The following is a 23749-nucleotide window of genomic DNA, read 5'->3' on the forward strand; positions in this document are numbered from 1 at the left end:
CCGTCTTCGTGCTTGAACCTTAGGCGCGCAGGCGGGCCCGCCATGCATGGGTCAGGTACGGCAGGCCAAAGGGGACGCCGGGGACATGCCCGAGGTGGTCGAAGAGATACCACGTCAGGTTGTGTTCCACGCGGGCCCTCGTCGCCGCCCCGGCGCGCAGGTAGTAGCTGCGGGACTTGGCCAACGCAATGACCTGCTCAGGGGTCAACGCCTGTTCCCAGGTCCAGGCCCCGGATTCGGGCGCGTGGAACTCGGGACCCAGAGGAGGTACGAAGTCGGGGCGGTGCACATCCCCGGCATGCATGATCCGTGCCAATCGGTGGACCCAGGGCACCGAGACATCAAGTTGGTTCCAGACCAAGGCGAGCTGGCCGTTGGGGCGCAACAACCGGGAGGCCTCGGCGCTGGCGGCCTTCGGATCCACCCAGTGCCACGCCTGGGCATAGGTGATGACATCCGCACTCGAAGCATCCAGCCCCGTCTCTTCCCCGGTGCCGGGAACGGCGTCAACCTCGGGCAGCCGTTCGCGCAGCACGGCAAGCATGTCCTCGGAGGGTTCCACGGCGCCGACCTTCAGGCCGCGGCCCAGCAGCTGCGCGGTGAAGATCCCGGTGCCGGCCCCCACGTCCACGGCATCGCGCGCGGCCGGCGGCACCATGAAGTCCAGGGCGGCATCCGGATAGGACGGGCGCACGGCGTCGTAGTGCGCTCCCCCGGCCTTGAACGCCCTGGCCAGTTCCCGGCGGCGCTTGGCATCCATGGTGAACGCGCGGGCGGGCAACCCGGGGACCGGCCGCGGGGTTGCCCCGGTTGGCCCTGGGCCCGAATCAGGCATCAAGAAGGACGGTACGGGTGCGTGCCACGTCCTCACGCATCTGTTCGATCAGTGCCTCGATACCGCGGTAGGCCACCATCGGTCGCAGGTGCTCGACGAACTCCACCGCGACCTGCTGCCCGTACAAGTCGAAGTCCTCCACGCCCTCGGCCGGGCGGTCGATCACGTGGGCCTCCACCTGGCGGCTGACCCCCTCGAAGGTCGGGTTCGATCCCACGGAGATGGCGGCGGGCCAGCGCACCTGGGCCTCATCGACCAGCCACCCGGCGTACACGCCGTCGGCGGGGATGATGCCCGAGGCCGAAGGGTCAAGATTTGCGGTGGGGAATCCGAGTTCGCGGCCGCGCGCGGCCCCGTGCACTACCTCGCCGCGCATCCGGTGCGGGCGGCCGAGGATCTGGGTGGCGGTGGCAACTTCCCCGCGGTTCAGCGCCTCGCGCACCCAGGTGGAGGACCAGCGGCGGTGCTCTCCCACGTCTTCGACGCCAATGACGTCAAACGCGTACTGCTTGCCCAATTCGACCATCGCGTCGAAGTCCCCGGTGTTGTTGCGCCCAAAGCGCACGTCGTGGCCAACCACCACGGTGCAGGCGTTCAGCGCGCCGACAATGACCTTGGCGACGAATTCCTCGGCGGTGGCCCGGGCAAAGTCCAGGGTGTAGCGGATCATGAGCAGTCCGTCGAGGCCCTCCTCGGCGAGGGTCTCGATGCGATCCTCGAGTCCCATGATGAGTTCGGGGGCGTCGTCGGGGCGGTGCACCTGGGACGGGTGCGGGTCAAAACTGATGGCAACGGCCTTGGCCTTGCGCTCCCGGGCGGTGGCCACCACGGCGGCGAGTACCTCGCGGTGCCCGCGGTGGACGCCGTCGAAGTTGCCGATGGTCACTACCGAGGGGCCGATGCCGGGCGGTACGGCTTCGAGGCCTTTCCAATAGTGCACGTTGCTCCTTCGCTGGTCATCCGGGCGGCCGCGTTGAGAGCGGCCATAACCATTATGAACGACAAATACGCCAAGTGCCGATTCCTGTGTCCACCTTGCGCCCATTGACGTGGCGTGGGACATAGGATGGGCGCGTGGCCGCAAATCCGACCGGCCCGTTTGGCAAAGGAGCCCTGATGGCCGACTTGAATGAACTGCTTGACATGATCCCCCTTGACCAGCTCGGCGCGAAGCTGGGCGTCGATCGCGACACCGCCCGCGCCACGGCAGCCACGGCACTTCCCTCGCTGCTGGCCGGGCTGCAAAACAATGCCGCCTCCCCCGAGGGCGAGGACGCCTTGGCTTCGGCCATCAAGCAGCACGACGCGACATTCCTGGACGGCGGGGTCGACATCGACGCCGTTGACACCGCGGACGGCCAAAAGATCGTGCAGCACGCCCTGGGAGAGAACCAGCCGGCGCTTGCCTCACAGCTCAACGGCGCAGCACCGGGCGGAGTCGACCTGGGATCGCTGGTGCAAAAGGCGTTGCCGATCCTGGCCCCGATCGTCATGTCCTATCTGGCCAAGAAGCTGTCCTCCTCGCAGGGCGGGCTGGGCGGCATGCTCGGCGGGCTACTGGGCGGCCAAGGCGGGGCCGCAGGACAACAGCCCGGCGGCCTTGACCTCGGCGGGATCCTGGGCGGACTGATCGGCGGCGGAAACACCCAGCAACAGCAGCCCCAGCAGGGCCAGGCTGCCGGAAGCCTTGACCTCGGTGGAATCCTCGGCGGGCTTTTCGGCAAAAAGTAGCCCGGTCTCCACAAACACGGGAGCCGGAGTTCCCTCGCGCTGCCCCCATGGGCGGGGCGAGGGAACTCCGGCTCCTTGCATCTGTGTGGAACTAGGCCGCGGGCTGCGCCTGTCCGCCGTTCATGCGGTGGCGCGCCAGCCACCACAAGCCGATCAGCGGCAGCACCAGCGGCACGTAGCCGTAGCCGGAACCGAAGTGTGACCATACGGCGGGGTGGGCAAAGAGGCTCGGCAGGACGAAGCTCAGCGTCCCGACCACCAGCACGCCGATGAGCTCAAAGAGCACCGCGTACCACGACAGCCTCCAGCTGCCCGGCTTCTTCGAGGCCATTGCGAGGGTCGCCACGATGTAGACCAGCCCGGCCAGGGCGCTGAGCAGGTAGGCCAGCGGGGCCTCGGAGAAGTCCATCAGGATCTGGTAGACGGCACGGACCGTGGCCGAGAGTGCCAGCACCCCGTAGACAGCGATGATGATCCGGCCCAGCCCGGAGCTGCGCCCTCCGTTGGAGCGCTGCTTTTTTCCCGCGCTGCGGGTCGCCGCGTCGGCAATGCGCGAACGCTTCGCCGTGTTCTTTCCCTGCTCGCTCATGCCGGCAGTGCTCCGTCCCAAATTTGTTCCATCCTGTACAGCATGACAAAGACGATCGCCCCGGAGACCGCCAACACCGTGTTCGAGTACCGCGACTTGTCGGTGACCGCCCAGATGAACGCGAGCGCCGGTATCAGCAGCGCCGTAAGCAGGTAACCCCAGAATTCCCACGGTTCCCCGCTGATCGGCTGTCCCCCGGCCTGTCGGATGGCCGCGGCGATCCCGTAGACCACCAGGAACACCTCCAGCAGCGCCACCGACACCAGGGCAAAGTCGTCCGGGTAGGTGCGGATGATGGTTGCCACCACGCCCAGCAGCACGGCCACGGCACACAGGATGGCCCCGGCAATAAAGAATCCGTCAACGATCACGGCGGAAGTTGCTCCTTAGAAGATATTCGTTCATCCAATACCCCGGCCACCGGTACCTTCCGGTGCGTGGGCACCTAGGATGCGGTGGCAAACACCAGTTCGGGCTTGGCGTTCTCGCCCTTGTTCTTCAGCAGCGCCACCAGGGTCCCGTCCGGGGCAAACGCCGCGGTCACGTCCTCGGTCTCGTTCAGGCCGATCCTCCGGCCGAAGGAGAGCTCGGTGCGCTCGTGCTCGGTGAGGTCGCGCCGGGTGAAGAGCGCATCGGCGGCCTTTTCCAGGGGCAGGTACTCGAAGTCCTTGGCCAGCTGTTCCAGCGTGCGCGCCCGTTCCAGCGTGTAGGGCCCGACCTCGGTGCGTCGCAGCGCGGTCAGGTGTCCGCCCACCGCCAGGTCCTCGCCCAGGTCGCGGGCCAGCGCCCGGATGTAGGTGCCCGAGGAGCATTCGACGGTCACGTCGATGTCCAGCACCTTGCCGCCGCGTTCGCGGCGGATGTCGTGCACCTCGAAGCGGTGGATGGTGACCGGGCGGGAGGCCAGCTTCACATCTTCCCCGGCACGCACGCGGGCATAGGCCCGCTCGCCATTGACCTTGATGGCACTGACCGAGGAGGGCACCTGCTCAATGGGGCCGGTGAGCTTGGCAATGGAGTCGCGGATCGCGTCCTCGGTGACGGCAGCGGCGATCCGCACCTGCACGATCTCGCCCTCGGCGTCGTCGGTGACTGTCGACTCACCCAGGCGGATGGTGGCGGTGTAGGTCTTGTTGGCGCCCACGATGTAGGTCAGCAGGCGGGTGGCCTTGTTGATGCCCAGCACCAACACGCCGGTGGCCATCGGGTCCAGCGTGCCCGCGTGACCGACCTTGCGGGTGCCGGCCAGGCGGCGCGTACGGCCCACCACATCGTGGCTCGTCCAACCCTGCGGTTTGTCGACAATGACCAGACCTGAGCCAATGGGTTCCGTGGGGTTCTGCGCGGCTGTTTTCACGCCCTCCAGTATAGGCCGGTTCCCTGGGGGCTTTTGCCTTGCCTAGTTCCACGCCACGGCCCATCGCCGGTGTCGCGCCTGGACTCAGTCCTGCTGCACGACGGTGCTGGTGACAGCCGCACCCAATTCGACGGTTCGTGAGACGGTGCAGTACTTGTCGTGGGAGAGCTTCACGATCCGCTCGACCATGCCGGCGGCCTTGCGGCCTTCCTCCGAATCCGGGAACGCCAAATCGAAGGACATGCGGATATCGTCCATCCGGCCGGCGCCGTCCTCGACAATCTTGTTCCCCTGGGCAGCCACCACGAAGCGCTCCGGTTCGGTGCGGCGCGTCGTGGCAGCGTCAACGTCGATCGAGGAACAGCCGGCAATGGCCGCCAACAGCAGCTCCACCGGGGTCATCAGCCCCTCGCCCTGCCCGAACTCGACGGAGGCTCCCTCGGGGTTCGTCGCGCGGTAGTGCATGGAGGAGAGCCGTTCGAGGCTGATCTGTCGAAGTTCTTTGCTGTTTTCGCTCATGAAACCATCCTCGCATGAAGGCCCGCCCGCAATGTCGCACTGCGCGGCCTCGTAGTCGATCCAGCGGGGGCATTGACTTGCCTTGGGCCCGGCCCCTACCGTCGGGGCAAGTGATGCCGGGGAATCACAAGGGGGATGGAGATCATGAGTGGGCACGAGCGCACCGTGCTGTGGGTCGCCGTCCTCGCATCCTTTGTCGCCTTCCTGGACGGCTCAATCGTCAATGTGGCCCTGCCGGCCATGGCCAGGGAGCTGGGAGGAGGCATCACCACCCAGCAATGGGTACTTGACGGATACCTGCTCACTCTAGGTTCGCTGATCATGGTCGCCGGAAGCCTGTCAGACATTTTCGGGCGGGTGCGGATCCTGCGGATCGGGCTGGTCTTTTTCGGAATCGCTTCGCTCCTGTGTGCCGCGGCGCCGACCGGGGCCGTGTTGATTGCAGCGCGCCTGCTGCAGGGTGCCGCAGCAGCGTTGCTGGTCCCCAGCTCGCTGGCCTTGATCACCTCCACCTTTCAGGAGGGACCCCGGGCGCGGGCCATCGGAAACTGGACCGGGTGGACGGGCACCGCGTTTGTTGCCGGTCCACTACTCGGCGGGCTGCTGGTGGACACCGTCTCCTGGCGCCTGGTGTTCGCCATCAACGTCCTGCCGATCACCCTCACCATGCTCCTGTTGGCCAGGCTTCACGACCCCGCCGGGGACGGCACCCGAAGGTCGATCGACATCCCCGGCGCCCTGTTGGCGGCCTTCGGGCTTGGCGGAACCGTGTTTGCCTTGATCTTCCAGCACGAGCGGGGCTGGGGAGATCCGATCGTCTATGTGCCGTTCGTTGCGGGCCTGGCGTGCCTAGCCGCTTTCATCCGGCGCGAGGGCAGGATCCCGCATCCGATGATGCCGTTGCATCTGTTCCGGGAGCGGAACTTCGGCATCGGGAACCTGGCCACCGCGGCGTTTTATGCCGGCATCACGCTGGGGACGTTCATCATTCCGGTCTTCCTGCAGGAGGCTGCGGGCTTCACCGCGTTTGCCGCGGGGATGGCAACCATCCCGCTGACACTCATGTCGCTGGCCCTGTCCGCATTCTTTGGGACGTTGTCTGGCAAGTACGGGCCAAGGCTGTTCATGTCCGTGGGACCGGTGATCGGTGGAATCGGCTTCCTGCTGATGCTCGCCGCCGAGGACCCGGTGGACTACTGGCGGCAGATCCTGCCCGGTGTCGTGGTGTTCGGGCTTGGCCTCGCGGTGACCGTTGCCCCGCTGACCGCCGCCATCCTCGGTGCTGTCGATCCGGCGCAGAGCGGCATCGGTTCGGCCATCAACAATGCGGTGTCCCGGGTGGCGGGGCTGCTGGCCATTGCCGCCGTCGGCCTGATCGCGGGCCCGGTGCTGGACTACACGGCCTTCCACCGTGTCGTATGGGTGGCCGCGTTGCTCATGATCGGTTCCGGCATTGTCTCGGCCCTGGGCATCAGCAATGCCAGGCCCGCCGGCGCCCCACCCGTTCCGCCCGAGGCCACTGCCGCCTGTCATGACCGTGTGGTGCCGGACGGGCCCCTTCCGGGACACCACCACACCTGAGATCGCACGTCGAGGCACTGACGCCCTCCGGAAAGCTGGTGATCGCCCGGTTCAAGTAGCCACAACGAGGAAACCCCGCAGCGGGAACCCTGTCGAAACAGGGCACCGCAACGGGGTTTCCTTGTGCCCGGGACTCCGGGCGGAAGAGACGGAGGACTTAGGCGTCTTCGTCTTCCTCGTCATGCTTGTACGGATCTGCGTCGCCGGCGAAGTTCTTGCCTGCGGCCAGTGCTGCAACCTCTGCGTCCTTGGCCTTGGCCACGCGCAGCAGCGCCTCGAGGTTCGAGGCGTTGACTGGGATCTCGTCGGCAACGAATTCCAGGGTGGGGGTGAGGCGAACGGTCACGTTCTTGCCGACCTCCTTGCGCAGGACGCCCTTGGACTTCTCCAGGGCGGCTGCCGCGTCGGACTTCGCTTCGTCGTCGCCGAAGACCGTGTAGTAGATGGTTGCGTGCTGCAGGTCGTTGGTCACGCGCGCATCGGTGACCGTGATGGCCTCCACGCGGGGATCCTTGACGGCCTTGCCCAGTGCCTGGGCCACGACCACCTTGATGCGTTGGGCCAGTTTTGCGGCGCGAGCTGAGTCAGCCACGTTCACTCCTTTTCCCGGCACCCGCCAAGGGTGCCGCTTAATGCGCTTCGACGGCGGGGAGCCGCAACCCCTGTGAGGTTGCGGCCCCCACCGTCGATGAGCAGCGCTTGATAATGACTAAGCGCGCGGCTTTTCGCGCATCTCGTAGGTCTCGATCGTGTCGCCGTCCTTGACGTCGTTGAACGAGCCCAGGCCGATACCACATTCGAAGCCCTCGCGGACCTCGGTGGCGTCGTCCTTGAACCGCTTCAGCGAATCCACGGTCAGGCCCTCGCCGATGACCTTGCCATCGCGCAGGACGCGTGCCTTGGTGTTTCGGCGGATGGTGCCCGAGCGGACGATGGATCCGGCAATGTTGCCGAACTTCGAGGAACGGAAGACCTCGCGGACCTCCGCGGTGCCCAGCTGGGCCTCCTCGTATTCCGGCTTGAGCATGCCCTTGAGAGCCAGCTCGATGTCATCGATGGCGCCGTAGATGACCGAGTAGAAGCGCATGTCGACGCCTTCCTTGTCGGCCATGTCTGCAACGCGCTCGGCAGGCTTGACGTTGAAGCCAATGATGATGGCATTGTCAACGGTCGCCAGGTTGACGTCGTTCTGGGTGATCGCACCCACGCCGCGGTGGATGACGCGCAGCTGCACGCCTTCTCCCACGTCGATCTTGAGCAGCGAGTCTTCCAGGGCTTCCACGGCACCGGAAACGTCACCCTTGAGGATGAGGTTGAGGGTGTCGATCTTGCCGTCGGCAACAGCCTGGTCGAAGTCTTCCAGGGTGATGCGCTTGCGACGCTTGGCCAGGGCCGCGTTGCGGTCCGCTGCTTCGCGCTTCTCGGCGATCTGGCGGGCGGTGCGCTCGTCGTCGGTCACCAGGAAGGTGTCACCTGCACGCGGCACCGAGGACAGGCCGAGGACCTGGACCGGGCGCGAGGGCAGTGCAACGTCGAGGTTCTCGCCGTTCTCGTCGAACATGGCACGCACACGGCCGTGTGCGGTGCCGGCGACGATGGTGTCGCCGACGGCCAGGGTACCGGACTGGACCAGCACGGTCGCAACCGCACCGCGGCCCTTGTCCAGGTTCGCCTCGATGGCGATGCCGCGGGCGTCCTTGTCCGGGTTGGCACGCATGTCCAACGCGGCGTCGGCGGTCAGCAGCACTGCGTCAAGCAGTTCGTCGATGCCCATCTTCTGCAGGGCGGAGACGTGGATGAACATGGTGTCGCCACCGTATTCCTCCGGAACCAGGCCGTATTCGGCCAGCTGGCCCTTGACCTTGTCAGGGTTCGCCGCGTCCTTGTCGACCTTGTTCACTGCGACGACGATCGGAACACCGGCGGCCTTGGCGTGGTTCAACGCCTCAACCGTCTGCGGCATGACGCCGTCATCCGCTGCAACCACGAGCACGGCGATGTCGGTGACCTTGGCACCACGGGCACGCATGGCGGTGAACGCCTCGTGGCCCGGGGTGTCAATGAAGGTGATCGCGCGATCGATGTCTTCGTGGATGTGGTGGATCTGGTACGCACCGATGTGCTGGGTGATGCCGCCGGCTTCGCCCTCGATGACGTTGGACTTGCGGATCGCATCGAGCAGGCGGGTCTTACCATGGTCGACGTGACCCATGATGGTGACCACCGGCGGACGTGCCTCAAGCATGTCTTCGGTTTCGGCATCAAGCTCGGCGTCAAAGTCGATCGAGAACGAGGCGAGCAATTCGCGCTCTTCGTCCTCGGGGGACACGACGGTGACAACGTAGCCGAGCTCGGCACCCAAGACGTCAAAGGTCGCCTCATCCAGGGACTGGGTGGCGGTAGCCATTTCGCCCAAGTGGAAGAGCACGGTGACCAATGCTGCCGGGTTGGCGTTGATCTTGTCGGCGAAGTCGGTGATCGAGGCACCACGACGCAGACGGATCTCGGTGGTTCCGTTGCCGCGGGGCACGCTCACGCCGCCGAGGCTCGGAGCACTCATCTGCTCCAATTCCTGGCGCTTTGCGCGCTTGGACTTGCGCTGCTTGCCGCGGCCTGCGCCGCCCTTGCCGAAGGCACCCTGGGTTCCACCGCGACCGCGGTTGGGACCGCCGCCGCCCTTGTAACCGCCGCCGCCACCGGCTGCACCGGGAGCTGCGCCCGGGGCGCCGCCCGGACGTGCCGGACCGCCGCGGCCGCCCGCTGCCGGACGTCCTCCGGCCGGAGCCGGACGTTCGGTGCGGTTGGGCATCATGCCGGGAGTAGCGCGAGCGCCTCCCGGGGTGCGCGGGCCTGCACCGGGGGCACCGGCCGGACGCGGTGCGCCCGGACGTGCTCCACCGGCACCTGCCGGGCGGGGACCGCCGGCACCTGCTGCGGGACGGGGTCCACCGGCACCTGCCGCGGGACGCGGGCCACCGGGACGGGGACCGCCCGGACGGGGGCCTCCGGCGCCGGGACCTGCAGCGCGCATGCCCTGCTGGGATGCGAACGGGTTGTTGCCCGGACGCGGTCCGCCGGGCTTGGCACCCGGACGCGGGGCTGCTGAACGATCGGAACGCTCGGGGCGGTCCGTACGCTCGGTGCGCTCGGGACGTGCGTTCTCACCGGCCGGGCGCATGCCCTGCTGGGAGGAGAACGGGTTGTTGCCCGGACGCGGTGCGCCGGGCTTGGCACCCGGACGCGGTGCGGCCGGAGCCGAGGCTGCCGGAGCGGCCGGGGCCGCCGGGGCCGAAGCAGCAGGTGCCTCGGGAGCGGCAGGGGCCGGGCTCGGCGTGGTGCCGGCCGGCTTGGGTGCGGAAACGGCAGGGGCTGCAGGCGCTGCGGCCGGAGCCTTCGCTGCCGGTGCTGCCTTGGGTGCTGCCTTTGGAGCTGCCGGGGCAGCGTCGGGGAACGCGGAGCGCAACTTGCGCACTACCGGTGCCTCGATGGTTGAGGATGCGGAACGGACGAATTCGCCCATTTCCTGCAGTTTGGCAACTGCATCCTTTGAAGTGATTCCGAGCTCTTTGGCGAGCTCGTGTACGCGGACCTTAGCCACATTTCTCCTGTCTGAAGGTCCGCACCACTTCTAAAAAGTTTCTGGCACGAACCAACGTTTGCTGTCTAGCCCAGCATCCAAAACGGATGCCACAGGCGCTGCGACGCATAACCGATTCATCATCGTTAGGCGCTCATCGCTTGGAACTCATCGGGTTTCCATCAGATTTCTGACCCGCTTTCAGGTTGGACGTTTATACAGGCAGGTTTCCCAGGTTGGGCCCTTGCCTTGGCCCGCTGCTCCGCCACAAGTGCGGAAACATCCACGTTGGTCCGAAAGGACCGTGCGAATGCCCCGCGTTGCACGGCGCGTTGGGCACATTCCGGATGGGGGTGCAGCCAAGCACCCCGACCGGGGAAGCTCCGGGTGGGATCGGGAACCGGAACGAATTTTCCGTCCCTTGCCCTCAACACCCAGCGCTCCAGCTGGTTCTGGTCCGCCACCACGCGGCAACCAATGCACGTGCGCTGCGGCTGTTGCTGCAATGACACGTTGGTTCTTCTTCCGACATTGATTTACCACGATGCATAGTGGACCACAGACAAGTCTAGCGCGTTTCGTCAATCCGTGGAGCGTGCCGTGGAACACTAGGGACCGGCTCCCGGGTCGGGCCTGCGGGGCCGGGAAACGGGAAGCAAAAGGCCGTCGGCCCGTGGACTTTTGGCACCCAGGCGGTGCCGAAAGTCCACGGGGCGCGACGGCCCTGTTGCGGGGGGTGCGGCTACTTGGCGTCGACCGCGTCCGAGATGATGTCGATGCGCCAGCCGGTGAGCTTGGCAGCCAGTCGGGCGTTCTGCCCTTCCTTGCCGATGGCCAGCGAAAGCTGGTAGTCGGGAACCACGACGCGCGCCGAACGGGTTGCCTCGTCGGTGATGGTCACCGAGACGACCTTCGACGGGGAGAGCGCCGAGGCGATGAACTTCGCCGGATCCTCGTTGAAGTCGACGATGTCGATCTTCTCCTCGCCCAACTCGTTCATGACTGCCCGCACGCGCGAACCCATCTCGCCGATGCAGGCACCCTTGGCGTTGACGCCCGTGATGTTGCCCTGCACGGCGATCTTGGTGCGGTGTCCGGCCTCGCGGGCCAGGGCGATGATTTCCACGGCTCCGTCGGCGATCTCCGGGACCTCAAGCTCGAAGAGGCGGCGCACCAGGTTCGGGTGCGAACGCGACAGCGTGACGGCCGGGCCCTTGGGGCCGCGGTTGACATCCACCACGTAGCAGCGGATGCGGTTGCCGTGGGTGTACTTCTCCCCCGGCACCTGCTCCGGCGGCGGCAGCAGGGCCTCGACGGTGCCCAGGTTCACCTGGATCATGATCGGGTTGTTGCCCTGCTGGATCTGTCCGGAGACGATCTCGCCGATCTTGTTCTTGAACTCGCCTACGACGTTGTCGTCCTCGGCATCGCGCAGGCGCTGCAGGATGATCTGGCGTGCCGTCGAGGCCGCGATGCGGCCGAACCCGCTGGGGGTGTCGTCGAACTCGCCAATGACCGTGCCGTCTTCCTCGGTCTCGGTGGCGAAGATCGTCACGTGGCCGTTGCGGCGGTCGACCTCGGCGCGTGCCTGCGGCATCGCGCCCGGGGACTTCTGGTAGGCAATGAGCAGTGCCTGCTCAATGGTGGGGATCAGCACCTCGAGCGGGATTTCGCGTTCTTTTTCGAGCATGCGCAGCGCGCTCATATCAATGTCCAACTCAGGCCTCCACGTTTTCGTCGTCTTCGTCGTCAAGTTCTAATTCAGTCAGGTCCGCGCTCTCGGCACGGGCAAACTCCACCTCGACGTTGCCGCGGCGGATCGATCCAAATTCAATGGTGCGTGGTTCGCCGACCTTGGGCTTCATGCCCTTCTTCACGGTGATCTCCGGGACGATGGTGATTCCCGTTTCGGTGACCTCCATGAGACGTCCGAGCAGGTTGTCCTCGCCAATCACGTTGACCTTCACCATGCGCCCGACATTGCGGCGCCAGTGGCGCGGCAGGGTCAGCGGGCGGGACGTGCCCGGAGAGGAAACCTCGAGCTCGTAGGGGTCGGCGGTGTCGTGCGGGTCCTTGTCCAGGGCCTCGGAAATGGAGCGGGAGACCTCGGCCACCTGGTCGAGCAGGATGCCCTCGGTGCCTTCGGTAACGTCGACCACCACGTGCACGATGCGCTGGTCCCCGGCGCGGCGGACCTCGACTTCTTCAAGCACCAATTGGTGGGAGGCAACGGTGGGCTCCAGTAGTTCGGTGAGGCGGGCCGCCTCGAGCTGGATGTCTGCCGGCTTGCCGGTCATGAAAGTCCTCCCACATTATTCGATGTTGTGAATCCTAGGGTAGCGACTTTTGGGGTCATCCGTCTGCCCGATTCATCACGGGCATGCCCACGGCCGGGTCCATGGGATGATCAAGGTGATGGATCAGCACCCAATTGACCCCAGTGATCGCGTTTCCCGCCGACCCCGCCGCGGTGCCGCCCGGCGGCTCCTGGTGGCCCTGGCGGCGATGCTTGCCGTGGCCGCCGGAACGCTCGGCACGGCGGTCTACCTGAACCGTGATTCCCCTACATGGCAGGCGATCCTGGGCACCGAGCCGGTCATCGAGGCGGCCCCTGATCCGGCCGCGGACCTGCCCGTCCTGCTTGATGCGCTGGAGAACATGACGGCCACCCCGGAGGCCTCCGGAACCGCCAGGTTGGCCACTGCGCTGCAGGGCACACGCACCATGCTGGCGGAGCATGTCGAATTACTCACACCCGGGATCCCGGCGACCTCCCAGGCCGCCGCCGAGGGTGACGCAACGGAAACCTCGGCCAACGATCCGGCTGCGGTCGCGCTGGATGCCGCCGATTTTTCCCGGCGCCTGGCGCAGACCGGCAACGCCCTGCTGACCCAGTCGCTGGGGGCCCCCGAACAGGAAGCCCGCAGGCTTTCCGGGGCCGGGATTGAGCTGCTGGTCCAGGCCCGCACCGTGCTCTCCGCCTCCGGGGCAACGCAGGCGGCCCTCGATGCCCTCCCCGCTCCCGGCATCGCCGAAGAGTCCGCAGCGGCTGCGACGGCAACGAAGGATTCTTCCACCGAATCCGCGCCGGCCGCCGACGGCGCCACCACCAGCCGCGCCGCCTTGGCGACGATGCCCGAATTCGCCGCCTCCGCCTGCCCCTCCCCCGCACCGTCGAATCCCGAGGCACCTGACTCCGGCCAGCTGCTGGGCAAGGTAGCCGACGCCGCCTATCGGATGGGCTACGCCTACGACGTTGCCGGGGCGCGGACCAGCGCCGGTCTGCGCACCGCCGCCTGGGACAGGTCCGGGTTGCTGGTGGACTTCGCGCAGGCGGTGGAAGGCCAGTTCGCCGAAGAGCTCGACTGCGAACCCCTGCGGCAGCCCGCCTACCAGCTGCCGGCCGACGCAGCGCAGAACCCCATGGATGCGGCACGCAGCGGCGAGGCGCAATTGGCCTTGCTGTTGCGGGACGCCGCGGCAACCCAGACCGGGGATTCCCGGGCCTACCTGTTGAAGGCCGCCTGGGCCCAAGCGCTACACGCCCGCCAGGTCACCGGCGTCGTGCCGGACTTCACCATGGTGGACGGCGCACCCGAGTCCACCGGGACCGCTGCCGAATCCACCGAGTCTTCCGGCCGATAGCGGCAAGACCCCTCCTTTGCCGGGTCGTTTGCGAATCTTCGCGGACACACGGTACTGGCTCCCATCCGGCCCAACGCCCCCCTCTGATGCGTCGACGCTTTCGGCGCGCATGCCGTGCACCGGGGCCATTCCCAGACTTAACGCCCATGTGAGGCGTGTCACGGCAGGGCGGTGGCCGGTTGGCCAAATACGTTGGCAGTATCCCACTCGCACCGCCAACAAGGAGAACCCCTGTGTCACGCAGATTCATTCATGCCTCGGCCTGCGCCGCGGCACTCACGCTGGTCGCCGGAGCGATCACTGCCGCCCCCGCCGTCGCGGAACCGCGGCAAACCGAAAAACAGGCCACTGCCACCGGCACCGGAGGGGCGGTGAGCACCGTCGATGCCGAGGCTTCGGCGGCCGCCATCGCCGTGCTGCGCAAGGGCGGCAACGCGGTGGACGCCGCCGTCGCCGCGGCGGCCACCCTCGGTGTCACCGAACCCTACAGCGCCGGCATTGGCGGAGGCGGGTATTTCCTCTACTACGACGCCGCATCGGGAAAAGTCAGCACCATTGACGGACGCGAAACCGCTCCGGCGACCATGCCGACGGACGCGTTCATCGATCCCGAGACCAGCGAACCCTACCCGTTTACCCCCGAACTGGTGACCAGCGGCGTATCCGTGGGTGTTCCCGGCACGGCAGCGACCTGGCAGCGGGCACTGGAAAAGTGGGGGTCGCTCAGCCTTGGGCAGGCCTTGCAGCCTGCCATCAAGGCAGCCACCCGCGGCTTCGTCGTGGATGAGACATTCCGCGAACAAACGCTGGACAACAAGGAGCGCTTCGCCGCGTTCGATTCCACCAGCGAGCTCTACCTGCCCGGGGGCGATGCCCCTGAGGTCGGCACCACCATCAAGAACCCGGATTTGGCCCGCACCTACCGGCTGTTGGCCCGCGACGGTATCGAGGCCTTCTACAACGGGGCGCTGGCCGAGGACATCGCCGAGGCCGTCCAGGCGCCGCCGATTTCCGATGACACCGAGCTTCCCGTGCCCGTTGGCCACCTGAGCACACAGGATCTTGCCGACTACGCCGTGATCGACCAGGCTCCCACCAAGGTGGACTACCGCGGGCTGGAGGTCTTCGGCATGGCTCCCTCCAGCAGCGGCGGAACCACCATCGGGGAAGCCCTGAACATCCTGGAAAACTACGACCTCTCCGCCATGGAAGGCCCGGCCGCCATCCACCACTACCTCGAGGCCAGCGCGCTGGCCTATGCGGACCGCGGAAAGTACCTCGGGGACCCGGCGTTCGTGGACGTTCCCACCAGCACCTTGACCGATGCGCTCTTCGGCGCCGAGCGCGCCTGCGCGCTGGACCCGGAGCAGGCTGCCACCAAGCCCGTGGCCCCCGGCGATGTCGCCGACTATGACGGTCTCTGCCCGGCTGCCACCTCCGCACCGGCGGAGGAAACCGACACCGAGAACATCTCCACGACCCACCTGTCCGTGGCCGATGCCCAGGGCAATGTGGTGTCCTACACGCTGACCATCGAGCAGACCGGCGGATCGGGCATCGTCGTTCCGGACCGCGGCTTCCTCCTGAACAACGAGTTGACCGATTTCTCCACGGTCTACGACCCGGCCGACCCCAACCGGATCGAACCGGGCAAGCGTCCGCGCTCGTCGATGGCCCCGACCATCGTCCTCTCCGACGGCAAGCCCCTGTTGGCCTTGGGCTCGCCGGGCGGTTCGACCATCATCACGACGGTGTTGCAGACCCTGGTCAACCGCGTGGACCTTGGCATGAGCCTGCCCGAGGCGATTGCCGCACCGCGTGCCTCGCAGCGCAATTCGGCCAAGGTCACTGCCGAACCGGAGTTCATCGAATCCCAGGGGGCCGGCTTGGAAGCCTTCGGCCATGAGTTCGTCGCCTCGGGCGATTCGTTTACACCGCAGGCGGAGATCGGCGCGCTCGAGGCAATCGAGTTCGGCCCTGATGGATCGATGACGGCGGCGGCAGAACCGACGCGTCGCGGTGGCGGCTCGGCCAGGGTGCTCAAGCCCGCGCGTTAGCCACGCGGGCAGGGCCCAAACGCGCGGTGCGCTGCTCCGTCGAAAACCGACACTGGATTTCCAGGTCCGGTTTTCGGCGGAGCAGCGCCATTCCCGGCGAAGGACGGGGGGCAACGGCGAGGCCCATGACGCAGGGAACAGCACGGCACCCCCTGGCAGCGTTCAGCCGGAGGCCACGTTCCGCAGGCCACTGGTCGACAATTCCTGTGCCGGGTTGCCGCCGAATAGGCTGTTCTCGGGTACGTCCGAACCCTTCATCAGGAACGAATCGGCTTTGAGCTCCGCCCCGTCCTGCATGGTCACGCCGTAGTGCACAAACGCGCCGACACCTATCGTGACCCTGGAGCCGATCGAGATGGGCTCGAGCTTGAAGGCCCCGTCTTCCATCGAGTGGCATTGGAAGATGCTCCCCGAATTCAGGGTCACGTCATCGCCTATGGAGACGATTGTCTTCTCCGGGATTGCACATCCGTCATCGAAAAGCCTCTTGCCCACGCGCACACCCAATAGACGCAAAATGATCGATTTGAAGGGCGTGCCGCTGAACAAGCCAAGTGCTGCACCGCCGATGAACTTCCAAAAACGCTCGTGCTCCCAAAAATAGACCTCATAGATGGAACAGAAGGTCGGGACAAGCTTGTGGCGAATCTGGGTGATGCGTTCGATCGCAATGGTGAGCCCTTCCAACGCCACACCCAGGGCCAGTGTGCCGATCATGACGGCCAGTGCGCCGACCTCTTCAAAATGGGTCAGGACGACCGATGCGAACCATAGGGAGACAAAGACCTCGAACCAACGGAGCAAAAGGAACAGCGCAATGGTGAGGCCGTTGTGGCGGTTCTTGGCGGGAAGCCGGGTTTTGAGTTGCTCTGCCGTTTTCATCTCATCGAAGGCGCTGTCCCGCTGAACCGACCGGGGGATCTCGAAAGGCGGGGACCCCAGGAGTCCGACTCCTTCACGGATGGGACCGTCGATCGGGACCATGGTCATGGTCCCGAACAAACAGTTCTCGCCGGTCTTCCCCGCAGGTGGATAGGTGATGGCGTTGCCTAAAAAGTTCTTGGCACCGATGGTGCTGGGTGCGATGCGGAATGAGGTGTTCGATACCTCTGCGGTAATCATCGACAGACCATCCGACACCATCGTTCCGGAGCCAACGGTAACCGCATAGGGTGTGTCGTGTTTGACTGCGGGTCCGAAGTTGGACCCCGTTTGCACCGGGTTCGGCTGGTGATACCCGAGATAGCTCAGGTAATAGAGAATCAGCGAGCTGTCGCCTGTGAGGTTTGCGAAGAACGGGATATTCGTGAGCCGCGTGACCGTCCGGTGAAGGGCATAGTGGAATCCGTAAAGGGGATAGACCTTGCCGGGTGTCAGGAAAAGATAAAGCAGCCGCGGTACGACGCCCACTGCCACCAGGCCGGTAACAATACCGCCGACTGTCAGACCGAAGGAAATGACAACCAAGTCGGCATAGAACCCACCGGTCTCGTTCCAAAGCAAACCTGATGCGAGGTAGTCCGGCAGGAACAACGCAATCAGGAAGGTAACGAGGGACCCGAACCCGGCAATGCTGAGGCACACGACCCAGAAACTATAGGTGATCTTCCTTCTCATGGTGACACGCGCCGGGTCGACAGACTTGTAATTGGAATCGCAGCGCCGCCCGGGCGAGCCATGCCACGTTTCATTGGGCGGCACCGTCTGCCCACGATGCAGCGACGATGAATGACCAAGCTGGGAGTTGTCTCCCATCTCCGTATAGATGTCTATGACCGTTTGCTCACCCACCCAGACGTTTTTGCCCAGTGTCACCGGTCCCACCTGAATGATTCCCCGTTGGGCGCGATAGCCCTTGAACACGCAGTCCTTTCGGATCACGGTGCCGTCACCAATGGTGAGCAAATCGCTGCACAGCGGCACTGAAGTGGAGAAGATTGCGACGTCGTGCCCGATCTTGGCCCCCAGCGCCCGCAAATAGACGTTAAACAACGGTGTCCCGGCAAACATTCGAAGTGGATTGCTGCTGATGAGCACCCGCACGAACCAGAAGCGGACATATGCCAATGACCAGACAGGAATTTCCATTTCCTTCCACCGCCCGACAATTACCCATTTCAGGACAATGGGTATCACTGACAACGCGACAAACATCGCGACGGTGAAAATGAGGGATCGTTCCCAAACATTTATGGCTTCCGTTGCCGCAGCTGCCCAGTGATATCCGGCGACCGCCAGGACCGTCAAGCCGTAGGTGTACGCCAGGAAGATCAGGGCTTGCAGAACGCCCGTCGTCACGAACTGGCGGGTGCTGGCCAGTCTGACTTCCATTGTCTCGGGATACGCGGTCGGCGGCGTGGCGGCGTTGCTGTTTTCGAGCACCCCGGCCAGCTTTTCAATGGTCGGGTTTTGGTAGGCATCCCTCATGGCCAGCGGGGGCAGGTCGGTGTTCTTTCTGGTCAGGGAACAGAAGTGTGCAAGTAAAAGGGAATTGGCTCCGAGATCCGTAAAAAAATTCGCCCGCGTCGATACCTTCTCAACGTGGAGCACCTGTGCCAAGGCCAGCGACAGCTGTTCCTCGGTCTCATTTGCCGGGGCCACATATTCCTGGCCGCCGGCATTGTGGCTGGGTGTGGAAGGCGGGGGCAGGTTTTTTCGATCGGCCTTGTCGCTGGGTAGCATCGGAATGGCTTTCAGGCATTCAAAGTACGCCGGCACCATATAACTGGGGAGCTGGGATTGCAACCGTTTCCTGAGATCCGCGGCATCGATTTCAGGGGTGTCTTTCCTCAGGCTGTAGTACGCCACCAGCTCGGTAAAACCGGGTTCCCGTTCGTAGGTGTCAACGACCGCTTGGGCAACTCCGGGCACCTGCAACAGCACCGATTCGATCTCCGTGAGTTCGATCCGGTAACCGCGGATTTTCACTTGGGTGTCGATACGGCCAAAATATTCGATCTCACCCATATCATTGATCCGCCCCAGGTCGCCGGTGCGGTAGATCCTGCCCGAAGGGTTGTTGTCTATCCCCAGAAAGTCCGGGATAAAGGCCTTCCCTGTGAGGTCATCACGCTTGACGTAACCCTTGGCCAACCCAATGCCTGCCAAGCCGATCTCGCCCTGGGTGCCGGCCGGTAGCGCCTTGGGTTCGTCGGGATCAAGGATGACCACGGCATAGCTGGGCAATGGCACTCCCAAGGTGACAGGACGTGTGGGATCGGCAATCGCGTAGGTTGCCGTGACAGTGGCCTCGGTGGGGCCGTAGACATTCAAGAAGCGACGACCCGGCCGATGCCACCGCACCATCAGGTCACGTGGACAAGCTTCCCCGGAAACCAGAAGAAAGCGGAGGGATGGAATATCTTCATCGAGTGTCGCCAACAACGTTGGAACACAACAAATGGCCGTGACCTTGTGGGCAACCAGAAACTCTGCCAGCTCCAGTCCAAGCAGCGCGGTGCCGCTGGGTTTGGGAACCAGGGTGGCCCCGGACATCCACGGAACCCAAATCTCTTCAACGGAGAAGTCAAAGGCAATGGTCATGCCCTGGTAGACCCTGTCCTGCTGCTCGTACCCATAGGAGAGCGCAGCCACCCTCACGAAATTGCAGATGCTGGCATGCTCAATTGCCACGCCCTTGGGCCGGCCGGTCGTTCCGGACGTGTAAATGATGTAGGCCAACTGGTCGCTGGGGGATCCCTTTTCCTCCGCTGCAAGTCGAGTGGAATCCATCGACTCGATCCTTGGGTCCTCCTCATCCAGGCAGCGGACCGAAGCCATGACATCCACGAGTCGATCCCTCAAATGCGACAGCGTCAAGACCTGGGCGACATCGGCATCGGCGATGATGTAGGCGATCCGGTCGGCGGGATAACCGGCATCCAGGGGCACATACGCAGCGTGGATCTTCAACACCGCGAGCATACCCACCAGCGAACGAACCGGATCGTCGAAAAGCAACGCTATCCTGTCCCCGGGATTGCACCCTTGGGCGATCAGGTACCGGGCCAGTTGGTTGGCCTTGGCGTCCAACTGATCATAGGTGAGCCTGACCGCACCCGTGTCCACAGCCAGATGCAATCCTTTCCCGGTCTTGCGCAACAGGTCGCACTGTCCCTCAAAGAGGTGATCCAGGCGTTCCCCCGGGACCCATCCGGCTGTCTGGTCCACCTCCACGGAGTGCAATACAGGCCCGTGCATGAGGCTAAGTGCCCTGTGTCTTCCCGGATAGGCAAGGTTTTCCCGCGTATCAACTTGCTTGCTCAAAGCGACCTCCCTGGTCATGTGTGTTCCAACCAATCGAGCCGGGTGATTACGGTGCGGGCACATCGAGCATCGAAGCCAGCCGAACGATGCAATCGACCAGAATGTGACAAGCGGTCTCCATGACTTCCGCGGTGACATTGAGCGGAGGCAGCAGGCGCACGACGCTGCTGTCGCGGCCGCCGAGTTCCAGGATCAGCCCCCGGTTCAAGGCCTCGCTCTGAACTTCGGCGGCTAAATCTCCCGCCGGCATTTCCGTTCGTGGATCTATGAGCTCGACGCCCACAAGCAATCCCTTCCCGCGGATTTCCCGAACCCACGGATGCTGCTGCAGCGGCTCCAGCAGGCCAAAACATTGTTCGCTGCGGCGCCGGACGTTGCCCAGGATGTCGTCGCGTTGGAATATTTTCACTGCTTCGACACCGGTGGCGAAGGCGAGTTGGTTGCCACGGAAGGTACCGATGTGTGCGCCGGGCTCCCAGACATCCATCGCCTTGTCGTACATGATCAGCGCGATGGGCAGACCCATGCCGCTGAGTGCCTTCGAGGCAACGATGACATCTGGTTCGATTCCGTACTGCTCAAACGAGAACCAGGTTCCGGTACGTCCGCAGCCCGTTTGCACCTCATCGACGATCAGCGGGATCCCCAGTTCTCGGGTCACTGCACGCACTCGCTGGGCGAACTCGATTGTGGCGGGAATTGATCCGCCCTCGCCTTGAACGAGCTCGAGAATTACGGCGGCCGGCAGCGGAATTCCGCTGAGATCGTCCTTCAGCGAATGCTCCAGGAAAGTCGCGCAGTTCGTGGAACAGGTGGCGGGGCTCATGCCGAGAGGGCATTGCGAACAGTATGAATAGGGAAAGAAGTGGACCCCTGGCATGCCATTTTGCACGTGACTTTTTGGTGCCACCAGTCCGGTGAGGGCCATTGCCGCGGCAGTGCTCCCATGGAATCCTCCCTGAAAGCTGATGACCTCTCCGCGACCGGTAGCCGTCTTGCAGAGCTTTATCGCAGCCTCGACGGCATTGGCGCCGGTGGGTCCGCAGAAGTGGATCTTCATCCGGTCCTGCATATCCACGGGAAGCATCGAGAGCTGGGTATCGATGAAGGCGTCCTTTACCGGCGTCGGGAAATCCAGGCCGTGGGTTTCAACCAGCATTTGGTCGGCGGCAACACGTACCAATTCCGGATGGTTGTGCCCGAACGGGAGCACCCCTGCCCCGTTGAGGAAGTCTATGAACACATTTCCGTCAACATCCCGAACGAAACTACCTGCGGCTTCGGCGATCGCAATCGGCAAATGGCGTGGGTAAGTCCGGGCGTTGGATTCCCGGGCTTCCTGACGCGCCAAGAAGGCGGCGGACTGTGGCCCCGGTATCGGGCCCGACACGAGCGGACCCGTCCAGTCCGCGAGTTCCGTTTTATTTATCATTGAAATCTCCATTCATAAAAGAAATAGAGGCAGGCAATCTGGAATCGGGGAAATTGTTTAGAGGAGATTCGGAACCGAAAAATATCGTCGATATTGGCCAAAATCCGGCGCTTTCCCAAGCAATCGACGGCATTAGCACGGATGCCCCTGCAGGCCGACGTCTCCGGTGGGCTCGTAAATTGCACAGATGTACCCTCGGCCGATCAAAATGCCCCAAGTCCCAAGTCCCCTGATTCCATCGCTACTTCACATAAACTGTCTGCCCAAGCTGGAATTAATCGGCTATTTCTTGATCGTAATCAAAATTCCTAGCCTTTGTGATTAACGGATTGATTTATATGTTTTTCCCTATACCCTTTCCCCAAGTCATCGGATAGGTTGAACGCCTCGCGCATTGCGTGGACCCCAAGCCCCAGCATCTCTAGGTCCGTTACGGCGGATAGGCAAACCGAAGAGTCGGAAAACAGTCGAATCTTGATGCCGGCATCGGAAAGCACACCCAAGAACCGGCAGAGCACATCGGGCTCCAGACGCATGCCGAAACCCGACAGCGAAAGTTTGCCCACTTCTTCGCATTTCAACCACTGGAAGCCAATGGTCTCCTGAGCCTTCGAGACAGCAGCCACGACAGGGGGGATTTGGCCGGCGGGCAAGATGAATGAAATGTCCGTAGACCCGTCCACCACGTCATTTTTATGAGTGATCATGTCTGGGCAAACACCTAAAGCGGCGGTGACACCGAACAGCTGCGCCGGGCCTGGCCCCATGGGGACACCGGCCACGGTGACTTGGATCTGGGTCCGGTCTTGGATGACGCCCATGATCAGCGGTTCTTCCAAGGTCGCCGAATGCTCGGCGCCGGGCTCGTCCTCGAGCCCGGAAACGACCATCGTCCCCTCATCCGGAATAAACGGTGAACGCACATGGATCGTTACTCCAAGGCGGCGCGCATATTCAATGCACCGCCGCGGCAGAACCTTGGCTCCTGCAGCGGCCAGTTCCATCATTTGCACGCTTGTAATCGTTTGGACCTTGCGAGCTGCCGGAACGATGCGTGGATCTGCCGTGTACAGGCCGTCAAAGTCGGAATAGATTTCACAAACCAATGCATTCAAGGAGGCGGCGAGAGCAACCGCCATCAGGTCCGATCCATCTCGCCCCATGGTCGTGACCATATTGGCCTCGCGGTTTGTTCCCTGGAAGCCGGCCACGATGGGGATCTCCCTGCGAGCCAGGGAAGCCGCCACGGCCAGTGGATCCACGCCAACTATGTGTGCTTTGCCGTGGATGCCATCCGTGATCAGCCCTGCTTCTCCGCCCGTAAACACATGGGAGGCTGCACCTAGCTTGGAAATGGCCATTTCCAGCGAAGGTTCGAAGATCTGCTCACGCCGACCCACCGCAAGGTCCAACCCACCTGATTCACCCGACGGGGCGAGTCCAGCTGGATGGGTCGCGAATTCATTCGTGGCACTTTCCATCTCGGGTAGCACCACCACCACCGAAAATCCCGCGCGTTGCGTATCCACGATCCTTCGCGCAACCCGCTGAATTCCTCTGTGGTCTGCTACAGAGGAACTACTGTATTTTTGGATGATCAGGCTTTCACGAAGCCTCCAAGCAGGCCAAGTGTCCGATTGCATGGGAATTTCCTGTCACTAGAATTACTAGTTTTTTCCCGGCCCCAAGATTCTTGCAAATGACAAGTCATGGCCGTGATTCGGCTCCCCAGCCGAATGAGACGATTCATTCAATTCAAGCGAATACGGTATCACTGGCCGGTAGTCCCCCCGGAACCGACCGCGACTTCTCCATATGGAGTCGCATCATTGGGTCAGTCTTACACCGCGTACGGGGAGATGCAAGGCAATGGCAAGTCGCGCGAAAGAAATCTCCGCAAGAAAGGGAACATCGCACCAGACGAATCTTCCGCGCGTAATTGTTGGCGTTTTGCGTATCGTTGTTCCCGGTTTGGGGCGGAATCGGAAAACCCGTCAGGCAATGGCCACGTCGATGACCAGGGGCGATCGGAGGCCCATCGCCATGGGCAGGCTCTGCCTCTAAGGGCGCCGCACCCGTTGGAAATCCAGGACATTACCGACACAGGTCTCCCTCCAAGGGCTGATTGATCAGCTGATTTTCGAGGGCTACTCACGGAAA

18 protein-coding genes are annotated in these 23749 nt (G+C 63.9%); 4 read left to right on the forward strand and 14 right to left on the reverse strand.

The genetic code is table 11. The features are described 5' to 3' along the window. Positions 1 to 19: 19 nt before the first annotated feature. Both Q2T94_RS01605 and Q2T94_RS01610 read right to left on the reverse strand, forming a co-directional pair. The gene (locus Q2T94_RS01605; protein ID WP_302262645.1) at positions 20 to 760 is read right to left on the reverse strand and encodes a class I SAM-dependent methyltransferase; all 741 of its coding nucleotides are present in this window, start codon (positions 758 to 760) and stop codon (positions 20 to 22) included. A 67-nt stretch (positions 761 to 827) separates the two neighbouring features. Further along, positions 828 to 1775, reverse strand: a complete 948-nt coding sequence (locus tag Q2T94_RS01610; protein WP_302262646.1) for a bifunctional riboflavin kinase/FAD synthetase — start codon at positions 1773 to 1775, stop codon at positions 828 to 830. Between the two features lie 176 nt (positions 1776 to 1951). Here Q2T94_RS01610 and Q2T94_RS01615 point away from each other — a divergent pair, with 176 nt between their 5' ends. Next, positions 1952 to 2566, forward strand: a complete 615-nt coding sequence (locus Q2T94_RS01615; RefSeq protein ID WP_302262647.1) for a DUF937 domain-containing protein — start codon at positions 1952 to 1954, stop codon at positions 2564 to 2566. Positions 2567 to 2657: 91 nt separating this feature from the next. Here Q2T94_RS01615 and Q2T94_RS01620 read toward each other — a convergent pair whose 3' ends face one another. From Q2T94_RS01620 to Q2T94_RS01635, 4 genes are all read right to left on the reverse strand, one after another. Further along, entirely contained in the window at positions 2658 to 3155 is a 498-nt protein-coding gene (locus Q2T94_RS01620) for a hypothetical protein (protein WP_302262648.1), read from the reverse strand. After that, positions 3152 to 3526 (reverse strand): hypothetical protein, encoded by a 375-nt coding sequence (locus Q2T94_RS01625; RefSeq protein ID WP_302262649.1) that lies wholly within the window; start codon positions 3524 to 3526, stop codon positions 3152 to 3154. The genes Q2T94_RS01620 and Q2T94_RS01625 overlap by 4 nt, the downstream gene beginning before the upstream one ends. A gap of 74 nt (positions 3527 to 3600) precedes the next feature. Next, a complete protein-coding gene (gene truB, locus Q2T94_RS01630) occupies positions 3601 to 4479 on the reverse strand; it encodes a tRNA pseudouridine(55) synthase TruB (protein WP_302263340.1) in 879 nt (292 codons plus the stop codon). A gap of 117 nt (positions 4480 to 4596) precedes the next feature. Continuing rightward, a complete protein-coding gene (locus Q2T94_RS01635) occupies positions 4597 to 5031 on the reverse strand; it encodes an OsmC family protein (RefSeq protein WP_302262650.1) in 435 nt (144 codons plus the stop codon). Positions 5032 to 5175: 144 nt separating this feature from the next. Here Q2T94_RS01635 and Q2T94_RS01640 point away from each other — a divergent pair, with 144 nt between their 5' ends. Next, positions 5176 to 6612 (forward strand): MFS transporter, encoded by a 1437-nt coding sequence (locus Q2T94_RS01640; RefSeq protein WP_302262651.1) that lies wholly within the window; start codon positions 5176 to 5178, stop codon positions 6610 to 6612. Between the two features lie 157 nt (positions 6613 to 6769). Here the strand turns inward: Q2T94_RS01640 and rbfA are convergent, their stop codons facing one another. The 5 genes from rbfA to rimP all read right to left on the reverse strand — a co-directional run bounded on the left by rbfA (position 6770) and on the right by rimP (position 12486). Beyond that, a complete protein-coding gene (gene rbfA, locus Q2T94_RS01645) occupies positions 6770 to 7204 on the reverse strand; it encodes a 30S ribosome-binding factor RbfA (RefSeq protein ID WP_264268054.1) in 435 nt (144 codons plus the stop codon). A 117-nt stretch (positions 7205 to 7321) separates the two neighbouring features. Next, positions 7322 to 10210: a translation initiation factor IF-2 gene (infB, locus tag Q2T94_RS01650; RefSeq protein ID WP_302262652.1), complete on the reverse strand. Its 2889-nt coding sequence runs from the start codon at positions 10208 to 10210 to the stop codon at positions 7322 to 7324. Positions 10211 to 10371: 161 nt separating this feature from the next. Continuing rightward, entirely contained in the window at positions 10372 to 10701 is a 330-nt protein-coding gene (locus Q2T94_RS01655) for a YlxR family protein (RefSeq protein ID WP_264268056.1), read from the reverse strand. Positions 10702 to 10931: 230 nt separating this feature from the next. Continuing rightward, positions 10932 to 11906, reverse strand: a complete 975-nt coding sequence (nusA, locus tag Q2T94_RS01660) for a transcription termination factor NusA (RefSeq protein ID WP_302262653.1) — start codon at positions 11904 to 11906, stop codon at positions 10932 to 10934. 1 nt (position 11907) lies between these two features. Beyond that, positions 11908 to 12486 carry a ribosome maturation factor RimP gene (rimP, locus tag Q2T94_RS01665; RefSeq protein ID WP_264268058.1) on the reverse strand — a complete coding sequence of 193 codons (579 nt, stop codon included), beginning with the start codon at positions 12484 to 12486 and terminating at the stop codon, positions 11908 to 11910. Positions 12487 to 12604: 118 nt separating this feature from the next. On the opposite strand from rimP, the gene Q2T94_RS01670 reads away from it, so the two are divergent. Next, positions 12605 to 13834 (forward strand): hypothetical protein, encoded by a 1230-nt coding sequence (locus Q2T94_RS01670; RefSeq protein ID WP_302262654.1) that lies wholly within the window; start codon positions 12605 to 12607, stop codon positions 13832 to 13834. A 233-nt stretch (positions 13835 to 14067) separates the two neighbouring features. Next, the gene (ggt, locus tag Q2T94_RS01675; protein ID WP_302262655.1) at positions 14068 to 15891 is read left to right on the forward strand and encodes a gamma-glutamyltransferase; all 1824 of its coding nucleotides are present in this window, start codon (positions 14068 to 14070) and stop codon (positions 15889 to 15891) included. A 162-nt stretch (positions 15892 to 16053) separates the two neighbouring features. On the opposite strand, the gene Q2T94_RS01680 is transcribed toward ggt, so the two are convergent. From Q2T94_RS01680 to Q2T94_RS01690, 3 genes are all read right to left on the reverse strand, one after another. Beyond that, entirely contained in the window at positions 16054 to 20157 is a 4104-nt protein-coding gene (locus Q2T94_RS01680) for a Pls/PosA family non-ribosomal peptide synthetase (RefSeq protein WP_302262656.1), read from the reverse strand. 46 nt (positions 20158 to 20203) lie between these two features. Continuing rightward, on the reverse strand, positions 20204 to 21601 hold the full coding sequence (locus Q2T94_RS01685) for a diaminobutyrate--2-oxoglutarate transaminase family protein (protein ID WP_302262657.1): 1398 nt from the start codon (positions 21599 to 21601) through the stop codon (positions 20204 to 20206). 296 nt (positions 21602 to 21897) lie between these two features. Then, positions 21898 to 23232 carry an aspartate kinase gene (locus Q2T94_RS01690; protein WP_302262658.1) on the reverse strand — a complete coding sequence of 445 codons (1335 nt, stop codon included), beginning with the start codon at positions 23230 to 23232 and terminating at the stop codon, positions 21898 to 21900. Positions 23233 to 23749 lie beyond the last annotated feature (517 nt).

It is taken from the genome of Paeniglutamicibacter sulfureus (assembly GCF_030512175.1).
Taxonomy (GTDB): domain Bacteria; phylum Actinomycetota; class Actinomycetes; order Actinomycetales; family Micrococcaceae; genus Paeniglutamicibacter; species Paeniglutamicibacter sulfureus.